15 protein-coding genes are annotated in these 14,579 nt (G+C 69.2%); 5 read left to right on the top strand and 10 right to left on the bottom strand.

The genetic code is table 11. The features are described 5' to 3' along the window. Nucleotides 1-66: 66 nt before the first annotated feature. Nucleotides 67-426 carry an RNA polymerase-binding protein RbpA gene (locus FB381_RS10105; RefSeq protein ID WP_141780172.1) on the top strand — a complete coding sequence of 120 codons (360 nt, stop codon included), beginning with the start codon at nt 67-69 and terminating at the stop codon, nt 424-426. A 119-nt stretch (nt 427-545) separates the two neighbouring features. Here FB381_RS10105 and FB381_RS10110 read toward each other — a convergent pair whose 3' ends face one another. The 6 genes from FB381_RS10110 to tkt all read right to left on the bottom strand — a co-directional run bounded on the left by FB381_RS10110 (nt 546) and on the right by tkt (nt 8,261). Next, nucleotides 546-1,514 carry a hypothetical protein gene (locus FB381_RS10110; RefSeq protein WP_141780173.1) on the bottom strand — a complete coding sequence of 323 codons (969 nt, stop codon included), beginning with the start codon at nt 1,512-1,514 and terminating at the stop codon, nt 546-548. A gap of 148 nt (nt 1,515-1,662) precedes the next feature. Then, complete coding sequence (locus tag FB381_RS10115) at nt 1,663-2,502, bottom strand: endonuclease I family protein (protein ID WP_141780174.1); 840 nt, start codon at nt 2,500-2,502, stop codon at nt 1,663-1,665. 111 nt (nt 2,503-2,613) lie between these two features. Next, on the bottom strand, nt 2,614-3,357 hold the full coding sequence (pgl, locus tag FB381_RS10120) for a 6-phosphogluconolactonase (protein WP_141780175.1): 744 nt from the start codon (nt 3,355-3,357) through the stop codon (nt 2,614-2,616). Next, nucleotides 3,354-5,018: a glucose-6-phosphate isomerase gene (pgi, locus tag FB381_RS10125; RefSeq protein WP_141780176.1), complete on the bottom strand. Its 1,665-nt coding sequence runs from the start codon at nt 5,016-5,018 to the stop codon at nt 3,354-3,356. The genes pgl and pgi overlap by 4 nt, the downstream gene beginning before the upstream one ends. Next, entirely contained in the window at nt 5,015-6,121 is a 1,107-nt protein-coding gene (tal, locus tag FB381_RS10130; RefSeq protein ID WP_141780177.1) for a transaldolase, read from the bottom strand. The genes pgi and tal overlap by 4 nt, the downstream gene beginning before the upstream one ends. 34 nt (nt 6,122-6,155) lie before the next feature. Next, nucleotides 6,156-8,261, bottom strand: a complete 2,106-nt coding sequence (gene tkt / locus FB381_RS10135; protein WP_141780178.1) for a transketolase — start codon at nt 8,259-8,261, stop codon at nt 6,156-6,158. Nucleotides 8,262-8,430: 169 nt separating this feature from the next. On the opposite strand from tkt, the gene FB381_RS10140 reads away from it, so the two are divergent. Further along, nucleotides 8,431-9,369 (top strand): heme o synthase, encoded by a 939-nt coding sequence (locus FB381_RS10140; protein WP_141780179.1) that lies wholly within the window; start codon nt 8,431-8,433, stop codon nt 9,367-9,369. 18 nt (nt 9,370-9,387) lie between these two features. Continuing rightward, complete coding sequence (locus FB381_RS10145; RefSeq protein ID WP_141780180.1) at nt 9,388-9,993, top strand: hypothetical protein; 606 nt, start codon at nt 9,388-9,390, stop codon at nt 9,991-9,993. A 37-nt stretch (nt 9,994-10,030) separates the two neighbouring features. On the opposite strand, the gene FB381_RS10150 is transcribed toward FB381_RS10145, so the two are convergent. Genes FB381_RS10150 through FB381_RS10160 form a run of 3 tightly spaced genes read right to left on the bottom strand, consistent with a single transcriptional unit; the run spans nt 10,031 to nt 12,670 of the window. Next, nucleotides 10,031-10,939 carry a COX15/CtaA family protein gene (locus tag FB381_RS10150; protein WP_246088048.1) on the bottom strand — a complete coding sequence of 303 codons (909 nt, stop codon included), beginning with the start codon at nt 10,937-10,939 and terminating at the stop codon, nt 10,031-10,033. Next, nucleotides 10,936-11,727 (bottom strand): ABC transporter permease, encoded by a 792-nt coding sequence (locus FB381_RS10155; protein ID WP_141780182.1) that lies wholly within the window; start codon nt 11,725-11,727, stop codon nt 10,936-10,938. The genes FB381_RS10150 and FB381_RS10155 overlap by 4 nt, the downstream gene beginning before the upstream one ends. Further along, nucleotides 11,720-12,670: an ABC transporter ATP-binding protein gene (locus FB381_RS10160; protein WP_246088049.1), complete on the bottom strand. Its 951-nt coding sequence runs from the start codon at nt 12,668-12,670 to the stop codon at nt 11,720-11,722. The genes FB381_RS10155 and FB381_RS10160 overlap by 8 nt, the downstream gene beginning before the upstream one ends. Nucleotides 12,671-12,903: 233 nt before the next feature. Here FB381_RS10160 and FB381_RS10165 point away from each other — a divergent pair, with 233 nt between their 5' ends. Further along, a complete protein-coding gene (locus FB381_RS10165; RefSeq protein WP_141780183.1) occupies nt 12,904-13,374 on the top strand; it encodes a PPOX class F420-dependent oxidoreductase in 471 nt (156 codons plus the stop codon). 31 nt (nt 13,375-13,405) lie between these two features. On the opposite strand, the gene FB381_RS10170 is transcribed toward FB381_RS10165, so the two are convergent. Then, nucleotides 13,406-14,002 carry a methyltransferase domain-containing protein gene (locus FB381_RS10170; protein WP_141780184.1) on the bottom strand — a complete coding sequence of 199 codons (597 nt, stop codon included), beginning with the start codon at nt 14,000-14,002 and terminating at the stop codon, nt 13,406-13,408. Nucleotides 14,003-14,100: 98 nt separating this feature from the next. Between FB381_RS10170 and FB381_RS10175 the strand changes: the two genes are divergently transcribed. Then, nucleotides 14,101-14,484 (top strand): hypothetical protein, encoded by a 384-nt coding sequence (locus FB381_RS10175; RefSeq protein ID WP_141780185.1) that lies wholly within the window; start codon nt 14,101-14,103, stop codon nt 14,482-14,484. Nucleotides 14,485-14,579 lie beyond the last annotated feature (95 nt).

Raw genomic sequence — 14,579 nt, forward strand, 5'->3', positions numbered from 1 at the left:
GTCCGCTTCCCCCAAAGTGGCCTCTCGGGGCTGCGAACTTAAGTTGAGAGAGGACACCGCGGCACCATGGCAGGTGGAGGGAACGCAATTCGGGGCTCCCGAGTCGGTGCTGGGCCGTTGGGCGAGGCGGAGCGTGGCGAAGCAGCGCCACGGAAGGCCGTCACCTACTTCTGCACCAACGCGCACCGCTCGGTCATCACCTTCGCCGTCGAGGCGACGCCGCCCGACTCCTGGGACTGCCCCAAGTGTGGGCTCCCCGCGGGTCTCGACGAGGAGAACGCGCCCCCGGCGCCGAAGATCGAGCCTTACAAGACCCACCTCGCCTACGTGAAGGAGCGCCGCTCCGACGCCGAGGCCGAGGACATCCTGGAGGAGGCCATCGCCCTCCTCCGCTCCCGCCGGAAGTCCGGCGAGGTCATCTTCTGACCCAGACACACGCCGACTCGGCTCGTCCTGACCATAATCAACGCCGAGTCGGCTCGTTATAACGAGCCGACTCGACGCGAAATGTGGTCAGGACGAGCCGACTCGGCGTTCTGGAGGTTTCAGGCGGCTTCGGCGTCGTTGAGACGCAGATAGGCAAGGTCGCGGAGTCGTCGCATGCGTACGCCGGGATCGGCGCGTCGGGCGAAGGTGTCGTGCTTGGTGAAGACCTCGATGAGCCAGCCGTCGTCGATCATCTCGCCTCGCCGAATCCGATCGTGCGCCAGCTGCTCTGGGCTGCTGTGCCACTCGACACCGTCGTACTCGTCGCCGATCTTCAGGTGCTCGTTGCCGAGGTCGAGACGGCCGAGGAACCGGCCCGCGCGCCGAACCTCGAGCTGGGGCACAAGATCGAGGCCTCTCACCTCCTTCGACCAGATGCGCAACACTGATTCCGGCGGCGACTCCGCACGTCCATCGGCCAGCGGGCCCACTGCTCGTAGTGTGGTGACGTAGCGCTGACCACGGAACCGATCGATTCCGTCGAGAAACTCGCTGGGTTCGTACTCGCCCAGCCGGTGCATCTGGTCGATGGCGGCGATGGCTCTCTCGGGCCAGCGCACGCGACCGAGGTCCCACGCCGTACGCAGCGCACTGGTGACCTGCAGGCCGCCGATCTCGACGATGTCGTCGTCGCCGAAGGTGCGCTCGCCGCTGTGCGCGAGCTCGTTGCGCAGGCGCCCGCGGCCGGCCGGGAGGAAGAGCGAGAGAGGCTGTAGGTCAAGGTGTTCGCCGGGGGCCAGCACCATGTCGGCACCGAGAAGCCAGCCCGCGTGCCGATCGACCACCACCCCGTCTTCGGGAACCACGAGCTTGAGGGCGGCGACCCTGAGATCGAGCGAGTCGCCCATCTCCGTGGCGAGATAGACGCCTTTGATCAGGCGTCGTATGAGGCCGAGATGGACGAGCTCGCGGAGCTGTCTGTAGGTGACGTTCGAGTCGAGCGCCATCTTGGCGGTGAAAGGCAGCGTCGTCTCCAGCGGAAAGTCGGGGCCGAGCCTGCGGGTGAATCTCATCTGTTCCATGTCCATGGGCTCAGCATGATCGTGACCACCGACACTTTTCGGCTCGGACCGTCGAGTCGGCTCGTCCTGACCAGAATCGACGTCGAGTCGGCTCGTTATAACGAGCCGACTCGACGTGAAATTCGGTCAGAACGAGCCGAGTCGGCGGTGGGGGTTACCAGATCTCCTCGACCCATTCGGGGTGGTCGACGAAGGGGTTGCGGTTGCCCTGCCAGTCGGCGTAGATCTTGTCGTTGCGGTTGATCTCGAACTCGGAGGGCGGGTCGGCCTCGCTCCAGGCCTTGAGCACCGACAGCTTGCCGATGTAGGGGGCCGAGCCGTTGTCGACCTGGTCGTTGAGCTCGAGGTCGACGTAGGAGTCGGTGCCTTCGTAGCGTACGGCCATGTAGAACATCGCTCGGGCGATGTCACCGCGGGTCTCGGCGGGCGGGGCGAAGGAGTCGTCGTCGACGCCGCAGCCGGTGCACTGGTCGACCGAACCGGTGGTCTCGTCGAAGTCGAGGTTGCCGCGGGTGCTGTTGACCGAGACGTCCTCGGGCATCAGGTGGTGGATGTCGGTGCCGGGGCCGGCGGAGGTGCCGAAGTCACCGTGGCTCTTGGCCCAGGTGTGCTCGCGGTTCCACTGGTCGGGGTCGCCGCCGTTGGAGCTCTTGGGCAGCGAGAGCTGGGAGTAGACGGTGATGACGTTGTCGGGGTTGGCCGGGTCTTCGTCGACGTCCTTGAGCGCATCCCAGACCTGGTCGTAGGAGAGCGTGGTGTGGTCGTCGATGATGCCGTTGAGAGCGGTCTTGAGCTCTTCGCCGGAAAGACCGTCGGCGGGATCGTAGTAACCGCTCGGGATCTCGCTGCTCGTCGACGGAGCGGCCGCCTGGTCGGTGGGGGAGACGGCCGCCTGGGCCGGGGCGGTCGTGATCACGACCGCCGTGGTGGTCGCCGTAGCGAGGGTCAGAAGGCTGGCCGGAAGGCGACGCAGCCGAGATCTGCGGAATGGCATGCCCGTGATCGTGGCACGCATGGCACCACGCTCGTCAGGGTTGAGGTCAAGTTTTTACGTGAACTTTGCGCAACAGGTAATCCTGTTGCGTGCCGGTGGAGCCCCGGACGATCAGATCTTGGAGGCAGCGCCTCGGTCCAGGAACCAGGTCGTCTCGTTGGTGCCGGTGACGCCGGCAGCCGGCACCTCGGCGACCGGCGATCCGGCATGGGCCTTCGCGACGGCGTCGGCCTTGCCCTCACCGCTGACCAGGAACCAGACCGCCGAGGAGCGGCGCAACGCCTCGAACGTGAAGGTGATGCGCTCGGGCGGAGGCTTGGGGGAGCCGGTGACGCCGACGGCGATCGCGTCCTTCGCCTCGAGCTGTGGGAAACCCGGGAAGAGGGAGGCGATGTGGCCGTCGGGGCCGACGCCGAGCATGAGGATGTCGAAGCCGCCCGAGCCGTGGCTGCGTACGTCGTCGGAGAACGTCGCGGCGGCCTCGTCGACGCTGAGTCCCGAGTCGGAGGAGGGCATCTCGTGGATGCGGTGGTCGGGCACGCCGACCTCGGTCAGGAAGGCGGCGCGGGCCTGGCCGGCATTGCGGTCGGGGGAGTCGGCGGCGACGTAACGCTCGTCGCCGAAGAAGAAGTCGACCGCGCCCCAGTCGACGCCCGACTCGGGCGCCAACCGGGCGATCTCGCGATGGATCGCCTCGGCGATGGTGCCGCCGGTGAGGCCGATCGTGGGTACGTCGCCGCCGGCCTGCAGGTCGGCGAGGCGGCTGAGGAACTCCCCGGCCACCGCGGAGGCCAGCGCCTCAGCGGTGTCGTGGACCTCGATGAGTGACTCGGGATGACCGTCGCTGGTCGTCACGTGCGCTTCTCTCTGTAATAGGCGATGAGCGCCTGGGTGGAGGTGTCCTGCTGCCGGGCGGTGCTGGCGTCACCGGAGACGGCCGGACTGATCTGCTGGGCGAGCTGTTTGCCGAGCTCGACGCCCCACTGGTCGAAGGAGTCGATGCCCCACACCACGCCCTGGGTGAAGGTGATGTGCTCGTAGAGCGCGATCAGCTGACCCAGCACACCTGGGGTCAGCTCCGGGGCCATGATCGAGGCGGTCGGCCGGTTGCCGGAGAAGACACGCGCGTTGACGACGCTGCCTGTGGTGCCCTCGGCACGCACCTGCTCCTCGGTCTTCCCGAACGCGAGCGCCTGGGTCTGCGCGAAGAAGTTGGCCAGGAACAGCTCGTGCACGTCGGCGCCGTCCGCGTCGCCGTCGACGAGCGGGTAGGCCGGGTTGGCGAAGGCGATGAAGTCGGCCGGGATCAGCCGGGTGCCCTGGTGGATCAGCTGGTAGAACGCGTGCTGGCCGTTGGTGCCGGGCTCGCCCCAGAACACCTCGCCGGTGTCGGTGGTGACCGCGGTGCCGTCCCAACGCACCGACTTGCCGTTGGACTCCATGGTGAGCTGCTGGAGATAGGCGGGGAAGCGGTGCATCAGCTGTGAGTAGGGCAGCACGGCGTGGGTCTGGGCGTCGAGGAAGTTGACGTACCAGACGTTGAGCAGGCCCATCAGTGCCGGCACGTTCTGGGCCAGTGGGGTCTCGGCGAAGTGCCTGTCGATCGCGTGGAAGCCGCCGAGGAACTCGGCGAACCTCTCCCGTCCGATCGCGATGGCCAGCGTGGTGCCGATCGCCGAGTCGACCGAGTAGCGGCCGCCGACCCAGTCCCAGAACCCGAAGGCGTTGTCGGGGTCGATGCCGAACTCTTCGACCTTGTCGAGCGCCGTGGAGACCGCGACGAAGTGCTTCTTGACCGCCTCGGCCGAGTCGACGCCGTCGCCCAGCTGCTCGAGCAGCCAGGAGCGCGAGAGGCGGGCGTTGGTCAGCGTCTCCAGGGTCGAGAAGGTCTTCGAGGAGACGACGAACAGCGTCGTGGCCGGGTCGAGGCCCTTGAGCTTCTGGCCGGCGTCGGTGGGGTCGATGTTGGAGATGAACCGGCACTCGATCTCGGGGTGACGGAACGGCTCGAGGGCCTCGTACGCCATCACCGGGCCCAGGTCGGAGCCGCCGATGCCGATGTTGACGACCGTGCGGATCCGCTCGCCGGTCACGCCCACCCACTCGCCGGACCGGACACGGTCGGCGAAGGCGTACATCTTCTCGAGGGTCTCGTGGACCTCGGGCACGACGTCGGTGCCGTCGACGACCAGCGACGCGTCGGCGGGCAGGCGCAGCGCGGTGTGGAGCACGGCGCGGTCTTCGGTGACGTTGATGTGCTCACCGGCGAGCATCGCGTCGCGCCGCTCCTCCAGACCGACCTGCTCGGCGAGCGCGAGCAGAGCGGTCAGGAGGTCGTCGGTGAGGAGTTCCTTGGACAGGTCGACATGGAGGTCGCCCGCCGCGTAGGTGAAGCGTGAGGCCCGGCCGGGATCGTCGGCGAACCACGAGCGCAGGTCCGGCTCGAAGCCAGCCTTCAGCTCCGTGAGCCGCTTCCAGGCGTCCGTGGTGGTGGCGTCGACCGGGCCTCGCGTCACTTCTTGACCGCCTCGATCTGAGCGACCACGGTCTCGACCAGCTCGGTCCAGGAGACCTTGAACTTGTCGACACCCTCGGTCTCCAGCACCGCGAAGACGTCGGCGAGGTCGACGCCCACCGAGCTCAGCGACTCGAAGACCGCCTTCGCGTCGGCGCCCTTGCCGCTGACCATGTCGCCCTTGACCTCGCCGTGGTCGGCGAAGGCGTCCATCGTCTTCTCCGGCATCGTGTTGACCGTGTCGGCGACGACCAGGTCGGTCACGTAGAGGGTGTCGGGGTAGGCCGGGTTCTTGACGCCGGTCGAGGCCCACAGCGGACGCTGGGCGTTGGCGCCCTCACCGGCCAGAGCCTGCCAGCGCTCGCTCGCGTGAACCTCCTCGAAGGCTGCGTACGCCGCGACCGCATTGGCCACCGCGGCCTTGCCGAGCAGCGCGCTGGCCTCAGGGGTGCCGATCGCCTCGAGCCGCTTGTCGATCTCGGAGTCGACGCGGGAGACGAAGAAGGAGGCCACGCTGCGGATGGTGGACAGGTCTTTGCCGGCCGCCTTGGCCTGCTCCAGCCCGGTCAGGTAGGCGTCCATGACCGCCTGGTAGCGCTCTACGGAGAAGATCAGGGTCACGTTGACCGAGATGCCCTCCGCGATCGCGGCCGTGATCGCGGGGAGTCCCTCGAGCGTGGCCGGGATCTTGATCAGTGCGTTGGGGCGGTCGACCGTGGCCCACAGCGCCTTCGCCGACGCGATGGTCGCCTCGGTGTCGTTGGCCAGGGTGGGCTCGACCTCGATCGAGACCCGGCCGTCGTCCTTGGTGGACTCGGCGACAGGGGCGAGGATGTCGCACGCGTTGCGGACGTCTTCGGTGGTCAGCCCGAAGATCACCTCGTCGACGGTCTTGCCCTCGGCGACCAGCGAGCGCACCTGCTCGTCGTAGCGCTCGCCGTTGGCGATCGCGGCGGCGAAGATGGTCGGGTTGGTGGTCACCCCGACGACCGACTTCTCCTTGACGAGGTCGGACAGGTTGCCGGTCTCGATGCGCTCCCGGGAGAGGTCGTCGAGCCAGATGGACACGCCGGCCTCGGCCAGCGCCTTGAGACGGTCAGACATATCTGAATCCCTTCGAAGATGTGTGCGCGGACCCTCAGCCGTTGGCGGCCGCGAGGCTCTCCTTGGCGGCCGTGACGACCGCCTCGGGGGTGAAGCCGTACTCCTTGAACAGCAGTGAACCCGACGCCGATGCGCCGAAGTGGTCGAGCGACACGATCCGGCCGGCGTCGCCGACGAACTCCCGCCAGCCCTGCTTCACGCCGGCCTCGACGCTGACGCGCGCCTTGACCGCCGGCGGGATCACCGAGTCGCGGTAGTCCTGATCCTGGGCGTCGAACCACTCCACACAGGGCAACGACACGACGCGCGCGCCGATTCCCTCCTTCGCCAGCTCCTCACGGGCGGCGACGGCGTACTGCACCTCGGAGCCCGTGCCGATCAGCACCACGTCGACGTTGTCGGTGGGGGAGTCGATGAGCACGTAGCCACCCCTGGCCACGCCCTCGGTGCCACTGAACCCGTCGACCTCACGCGGGACGATCGGCAGCGCCTGACGGGTCAGGATGAGCGCCGAGGGGCGGTCGTGGTGCTTGAGCACCTCGAGCCACGCGGCGGCGGTCTCGTTGGCATCGGCCGGGCGGATCACGTCGAGGCCGGGGATGGCCCGCACGGCCGCGAGGTGCTCGACCGGCTGGTGGGTCGGGCCGTCCTCGCCCAGGCCGATGGAGTCGTGGGTCCAGACGTGGATCACGGGCAGCTCGGAGAGCGCCCCGACGCGTACGGCACCACGCATGTAGTCGGAGAACTGGAAGAACGTGCCACCGAAGACCCGGGTGGGGGAGTGGGCCACGATGCCGTTGAGGATCGCCCCCATGCCGTGCTCGCGGATGCCGAAGTGGAGCACGCGACCGGCGTAGGGGTCGCCCTTCCACTCGTCGGTGGAGCGCTCCTCGGGCACGAAGCTGGGCGCGTCGGAGATGGTGGTGTTGTTGGAGCCCGCGAGGTCGGCCGAGCCGCCCCACAGCTCGGGCAGCACCGGGGCGAGCGCGTTGATCACCTTGCCGGAGGCGGCACGGGTGGCGATGCCCTTCTCGTCGGCCTCGAAGACCGGGAGCGCGTCGTCGACGCCGTCGGGCAGCTCGCCGGCCTGCAGCCGCGCCAGCAGCTTCGCGCCGTCGGGGTTGGCCTCGGCCCACGCCGCCTCCTCGGCGCGCCAGGCCTCCTCCTCGGCCTCGCCGCGCTCGATGAGCTTGCGGGTGTGGGCGAGCACCTCGGGGTCGACCTCGAAGGTCTTGGCCGGGTCGAAGCCCAGCACCTTCTTGGTCGCCGCGACCTCCTCCTCGCCGAGGGCCGAGCCGTGGGCGGCGCCGGTGTTCTGCGCGTTGGGGGCCGGCCAGGCGATGACCGTACGCAGCACGATCAGCGACGGCTTGTCGGTGACCTCCGCGGCGGCGTTGATCGCGTCGAACAGCTCCGGCACGTCCTCCTCGTACTCGGAGCCGCCATTGGTCCAGTCGACCTCCTGCACGTGCCAGCCGTAGGCCTCGTAGCGGCCCGCGACGCTCTCGGTGAACGCGACGTTGGTGTCGCCCTCGATCGAGATGCGGTTGGCGTCGTAGATCATCGTGAGGTTGCCCAGCTTCTGGGTGCCCGCGATCGAGCTCGCCTCGGCGCTGACGCCCTCCTGCAGGTCGCCGTCGCTGGCCAGCACGTAGGTCTTGTGGTCGAACGGGCTGGGCTTGTCGGCCGGGGTGTTGGGGTCGAGCAGCCCGCGCAGCCGACGCTGCGCCATGGCGATGCCGACCGCGTTGGCGACGCCCTGGCCGAGCGGGCCGGTGGTCACCTCGATGCCCCGGGTGTGGCCGCGTTCGGGGTGGCCCGGAGTCAGCGACTGCCACTGGCGCAGGGCCTCGAGGTCGCCGATCTCGAGGCCGAAGCCGCCGAGGTAGAGCTGGATGTAGTGGGTGATCGAGGAGTGGCCGACCGAGAGCACGAACCGGTCACGGCCCAGCCAGTCGGTGTCGGCCGGGTTGTGGCGCATCACCTTCTGGAAGAGGAGGTAGGCCGCCGGTGCCAGGCTCATCGCGGTGCCGGGGTGGCCGTTGCCGGCCTTCTGGACCGAGTCCATGGCGAGGGTGCGGACCGTGTCCACGGCCTTGCGGTCCAGGTCGGTCCACTCGAGTGAAGGTTGGGTGCTCACGAGGTGCCTTTTCAATGCGTAGAGTCACGTGGGAAAGATCTTGGGCTGGCCGTGGGGGCTGCCGAATCCGAGCCTACTCACGCCCCGGGTTAGACTGCGAGCCGCATGCTGTGAACTGCGTGTTCGATCTGCATGTGACGCCTCTCCCCGATCGAGAAGGATCTTCTCAGTGACGTACGTCGGACAGCCGGTCCCTGACCTCGACCAGCGTAGCGACCGCGCGTCAATGCGCGATGTGATCTCGGCGTACGTGTCGCTGACCAAGCCCCGCGTGATCGAGCTGCTGCTGCTCACCACGGTGCCGGTGATGTTCTTCGCCGCCCAGGGTGTGCCGGGCGTCGGCCTGGTGGCGGCCACCGTCGTCGGTGGGATCTTCTCGGCCGGCTCGGCCTCGGTCTTCAACTGCGTCTACGACCGCGACATCGACGAGCAGATGCGGCGCACCCGGCGACGGGCGCTGCCGCGTCACGTGGTCACCCCGCGGGCGGCGCTGATCTTCGGCTCGGCGCTGGCGGTGCTGTCGGTGCTCGTGCTCGGGTTCTTCGTCAACTGGCTCTCGGCGGGCCTCTCGCTGGCCGCCAACGCGTTCTACGTCTTCGTCTACACGATGCTGCTCAAGCGGCGTACGACGCAGAACATCGTCTGGGGCGGCATCGCCGGCTGCTTCCCGACCCTGATCGGCTGGACCGCGGTCACCAACCAGGTCTCCTGGGAACCGCTGATCCTGTTCATGGTCGTCTTCTTCTGGACGCCGCCGCACACCTGGGCCCTGGCGCTGCGCTACCGCGAGGACTACGCGCAGGTCGACGTGCCGATGCTGCCGGTCGTGAAGTCGGCCCGCCACGTCGGCGGTCAGATCGTGGCCTACTCCTGGGTGATGGTCGCCACCTCGCTGTTGCTGTGGCCGATCGCCTCCACCGGCTGGCTCTACCCGGCCGCCGCCGTCGTGCTCGGCGCCGTCTTCCTCGTCCAGGCCCACCAGCTGCACGGTCGGGCCAAGGGCACAGAGGAGCTCTCCAAGATCCGCCCGATGCAGCTCTTCCACTCGAGCAACCTCTACCTCAGCCTGCTCTTCGTCGCGCTCGCGGTCGATCCGCTGCTGCGCTGACCTCGAAGCCGCCGAGCGGTGTGGTCCCGGGTCGTCCGCATCGCGGTGGAGGTGTTGGCGTGGTTCGCGATCGCGGTCGGTCTGATCTGGTTGCTGCTGGCTCTGTCGATGGGCGGCGAGGACTTCTCGGACGCCTCGCACCGTCCGTACCCCGCTGAGCTGCGGGACCTTGCACCTGTACTGGCGACCTGCCTGCCGGGCGGAGCCGCCACGTTGGTGCTGCTGGACAGGCCGACGGCGGCACGGATCTGCGCGGCGTCCACCGGCGCGATGATGATCGCGGCGGGGTTCGGATTCCGCCTCGTGCCCGAGACCGCCGAGCGCGTCGCGCCGCTCTATCACTGGGCTCCGGTCCTCGCGGGCGCTCTGCTCCTCGCGTTCGCACTGGTCGGTTGGCGAGCGGCGGGCGAGCGGCCCGCGGTGGACCGTGAGCCGGCGTCGGTGTTGCTGGTGATCCTCTTGTGGGTGGGTGCGTTCGTCGTGGGCCTGTGGGTGTGGCTGCTGTCGGGCGACTGGATCGGTGCATACGAGGATCAGCAGTCGAGCTGGAACGAGGGTGGTCCCGCGGCGGTGCTCGTGGCCGTCGGCTTGGTCGCCGCCGGCCGACACTCGCTGCGCCTTTGACATGCCCAGCCGAGACGTCGCTCTCGGCGAGATCGGCTCAGGCCCGGGCGCGCACCGAGCAGACCAGCCGGGCCACGCCGGCTGAGATCAGCGCGGCGCCGACCATGTGGAAGCCGACCAGGAGCACCGGGAGGTCGGTGAGGTACTGCACCCACCCGATCAGACCCTGGGCGAGCTCGACGACCAGCAGGGTGATGGCGACGCTCCGGACGTAGGCGTTCCTGCGGCCCAGCCACAGCGTGACCAGGGTGGCGGCGACGAGCGCGTAGACGGCGTACGCGTGGATGTGGGACATCAGCGCCGGGTCGAGGCCGGTGCGGCGCGACTCGAGGTCGCCGGAGTGCGGGCCCGAGCCGGTCACGACCGTGCCGAGCCAGAGGGCGAACCAGCCGACCACGAAGGTGACCACCGCTGCCGTCCGGGCGCTGCGAGGAGCCGCTTCACGCACCGGGGAGCGGATCTCGTCGAGAATCCAGACGCACAGGCCGACCATCCCCATCGACAGCAGCAGATGGAGGGCGACGACGTACGGGTTGAGGTCGGTGAGCACGGTGATCCCGCCGATCACGCCCTGGAACGGGATGCCGAGGGCGACGATGATCGCCAGGCGGCGGATCACGCCCCGACGGTTCCACGCGGCGACCACGACGGTGATGGCGATCGCGGCCAGCACATAGGTGAGCAGCCGGTTGCCGAACTCGATGACACCGTTGATCCCGAGCGCCTCGTGAGCCACGTAGGACTCCTCGGTGCACTTGGGCCAGGTCGGGCAGCCGAGCCCGGACCCGGTCAGGCGTACGACACCGCCGGTCACGACGATGCCGATGTTGGCGACCAGGTTGGCGACCGCCAGGCCGAACAGGTGGGCCCGGAGCCAGGCGATCACCCTGGTGGCGGCCGAGGCAGGCTCGGGGGTCGGGTCGGTGGCCGGCTCGGTGGAGGTCATTCCCACTTGAAGGTCCTAGCTGTGAGGGTGGAGCCCAGCAGGGCCCAGATCAGGAGCACGCCGAGGTCGCGCCAGGCCGGGGCGCCGTCGAGGAAGGCGGTGCGCACCGACTCTCCCAGCGCGCCCGACGGCAGCCAGCGGGCGACGTCGCCGTAGGCGCCGTAGGCGGTCAGCGGCAGCGCGACCGCACCCCCGGCGAGCAGGAGCAGGTAGATCAGGTTGGCCGCGGCCAGGGTGGCCTCGGCGCGCAGCACCCCGGCGACGAAGAGGCCGAGGGCGGCGAAGGCCAGCGTGCCCATCGCGATGGCGAGGAAGAAGGCGAGCACCGTGCCGAAACCCGCCGCCGGCGTCCAGCCGAGGATCTGACCGACGCCGCCGATGACGAAGAGCTGCACGAGCTGTACGCAGCCCAGCGCGAGCACCTTGCCGGCGAGGAGGCCGATACGGGGCAGCGGTGAGGCGCCCAGGCGCTTGATCACGCCGTAGCGTCGCTCGAAGCCGGTGGCGATCGCGAGGCTGGTGAAGCTCGTCGACATGATCGCGAGGGCGAGCACCCCTGGGGTCAGGATGTCGACGAGCGGGCGGTCGGTGCCGAGGTCGAGATCGATCGCGTTGCCGGCTGTGACGCCGCCGATCAGCACCATCACCGGGATCACGACGGCCAGGAGGAGCTGCTCCCCGTTGCGGAGCATCAGCCTGGCTTCCATCAGTGCCTGCGCGACGACCTGCTTGTGCACCGGCGCGCCGCCGGGCCTGGGAGTGAAGGTGCCGGTCGCCACCTCAGACATGCTCGAGCTTCTCTCCGGTGAGGTCGAGGAAGACGTCCTCGAGGCTTCTGCGGCCCAGGGTCAACGACTCCGGCAGCACATCGTTGTCCTCGCACCAGCGCGAGACCTTGGCGAGCGTGGTCGGATCGGCCTTGCCGCTGACCCGCATGGAGCGCTCGTCGAGCAGCGTCACCTCGGTGTCCTCACCGAGCGCGGCGCGCAGCGACTCGCTCGCGCCGGGCGGGAACGGCTTGGTGACGACGAGGCGGATCATGGCGGTCGCGCTCATCCCGGCGCCCGATCCTCTGGTCAGCTCCAGCGGCGTGCCCGAGGCGATCATCCGTCCGTGGTCGATGATGTGCACCTGGTCGGCCAGCTCCTCTGCCTCTTCGAGGTAGTGGGTGGTCAGCACGACGGTCACGCCGTCGGCGCGCAGCTCGCGCATCAGGTCCCAGGTCGTACGCCTGCCCTGCGGGTCCATCCCCGCGGTCGGCTCGTCGACGAAGACCAGCTCGGGGCGCCCCACCAGCGCCATCGCCAGCCCGAGGCGCTGCTGCTGTCCACCCGAGAGCCGCCGATAGGGGGTGCGGCCACACTCGGCCAGCCCCAGCCGGTCGGCGAGGTAGTCGATGTCGAGCGGGTCGGCGTGCAGGCGTGAGATGTGACGGAGCATCTCCATGGCGCGTACGCCGCTCCAGGCTCCCTGCCCCTGCAGCATCACGCCGATGCGGGGCAGCAGCTGCTTGCGGTCGGCGATCGGGTCGAGCCCAAGCACGCGCACCGTGCCCTGCTGCGGCCTGCGATAGCCCTCGCAGGTCTCCAGCGTGGTCGTCTTCCCGGCGCCGTTGGGCCCGAGCACGGCCGTGATCGAGCCCGTCGCGACGCTCAGGGTGAGTCCGTCGACGGCCGTCTTGTCGCCGTAGGTCATACGCAGGTCGCGGACCTCGACAGCGGGGGAGTGCACCTGCGCAGTCTAAGAAGGCCCACGCCACCGGCCCAATCGCGTGGCCGTGGCGCCCGAGATTCTTAGCTGTCTATAAGGAGGGTCCGATGAAAAGACGTTGGCCGCCCAACTCCCACCGAAGGACGGCCAACGCGGGGATGAGACGCCTTGCTCCCGACCCCGTGACGCGGTAACTGAGTTACAAACCAGAACAAGTTCGAAACAGAACAGGAACCTCTGACAGGCTGGGAGCCATGGCACGCACGATCGCGACGAACACGACCGTCGATCTCGAGGAGCTCCTGGAGTTCGTACGGCCCCGCCACCAGATGATCCTGGTGACCACCCGGGCCGACGGGTCCCCGCAGCTCTCGCCGGTCACCGGCGGCGTCGACGACCACGGCCGGATCGTGATCGCGACCTACCCCGAGCGTGCCAAGACCCGCAATGCCCGCGCGCGTGCGCAGGTCAGCGTCATGGTCCTCTCCGAGGAGTGGAACGGCGCCTGGGTCCAGATCGACGGCGACGCCGAGGTGCTCGACGCCTCCGCCGGCTCCGAGGCGTTGGACGCCTTCGTCACCTACTTCCGCAACATCTCCGGCGAGCACTCCGACTGGGACGAATACCGCCAGGCCATGGTCGACCAGGACAAGTCGCTCCTCCGGATCACCCCGAACCGCTGGGGCCCCATCGCCACCGGTGGCTTCCCTGCTCGCCTCGCCTGAGCCGAGCGGCCGCTGGCACCTGCCGGTGGGTTCAGCGGCGCTGCCAGATCCCGAGGCGGTGGCTCCACGGCAGCCGTGAGTTCAGTCGGCGCGGCTCGGAGAGGTGGAGCAGGTCGAAGTCGGGGCCGAGGGCGCGGGTCATGTCCTCGGGGACGTACGTCCATGGCGGACCCGCCTCCTCGCTCGGACGGTCGATGGGGAAGACCCCCGAAGCGACCCGTCCGCCGGGGCGTACGACCGCGCGGGCCAGGTCGCCGACGCGGCCGCGCCATGCCGGCGGCAATGCGCAGAAGAAGGTATGGTCCCACATCAGGTCGACAGGCCCGCCGGTCGCCTCCAGGACGACGTCGACGTCGAGCGCGTCGCCGACTACATAGGTGAGGTCCGGGTAGTGCTCCGCCGCGTGGGCGGCTGCCGTGGGCGAGACATCGACCACCGTCGTACGCCATCCGGCAGCGCTCAACCCCGCCGCATCGTGCCCCCGGCCGGCGCCGGGCGCGAAGGCGGTTCCGGGCTCGCCGAACAGCGTGATGTCCTCCTCGATGTAGGCCAGGGGGGCACCGAGATCCCAGCCGGTCGTTCCTCGGACGTACGCGGTCTCCCAGTCCGTGGGGTCGTCGACTGTCATGGTCACAGTCTCCCGGACCTGCGCGACAGGTGGAAGCACAGGAGTCCGCGGCCCCCGGGCGGTTCCGTGCGCCGCCGCCGACCGGTACGCTTTCGAACATGAGATCGAATGGCGGGGCGTCCCGGTGCGACGTACCGCTGCCGTTCGACGTCGCTCCTGATGCGGTGTCGGCGGCCGCGAAGCGATCGCCTGCGCCGCTGCCGGGAGACGGGACGCAGGTGCACCGGCTCGTCGGGGCCCATCTCACCTCCCGCGGCCTGCCGCCCGGGTCCGACCTGCTGATCGACCCGCGCCGACCCGAGCGCGGCGAGGTGGCGGTCGTGCGCTCCGGCGGTCGCACCCGGGTCGGCATCTTCGACCTCGAACGCGGTCGCACGGTGCTGCGCTCCGACCGCGGCATCCGCTGGCTGCCGCCCGACGCCGTCTATGTCGGCGTCGCGGCCCTCGTCTCGCCGACCCTTGACGGGATGCCCACGGGCTGAGCGATGGCTCGCTGTCGAGCGGGTCGCGGTGGTGGCGTACGACACGGTGTCGCTGCCCGATCCGCTAGTAAGGGTCACCTTCGTTGAATCCCGTT

This window comes from Nocardioides albertanoniae (assembly GCF_006716315.1).
GTDB classification, from domain to species: domain Bacteria; phylum Actinomycetota; class Actinomycetes; order Propionibacteriales; family Nocardioidaceae; genus Nocardioides; species Nocardioides albertanoniae.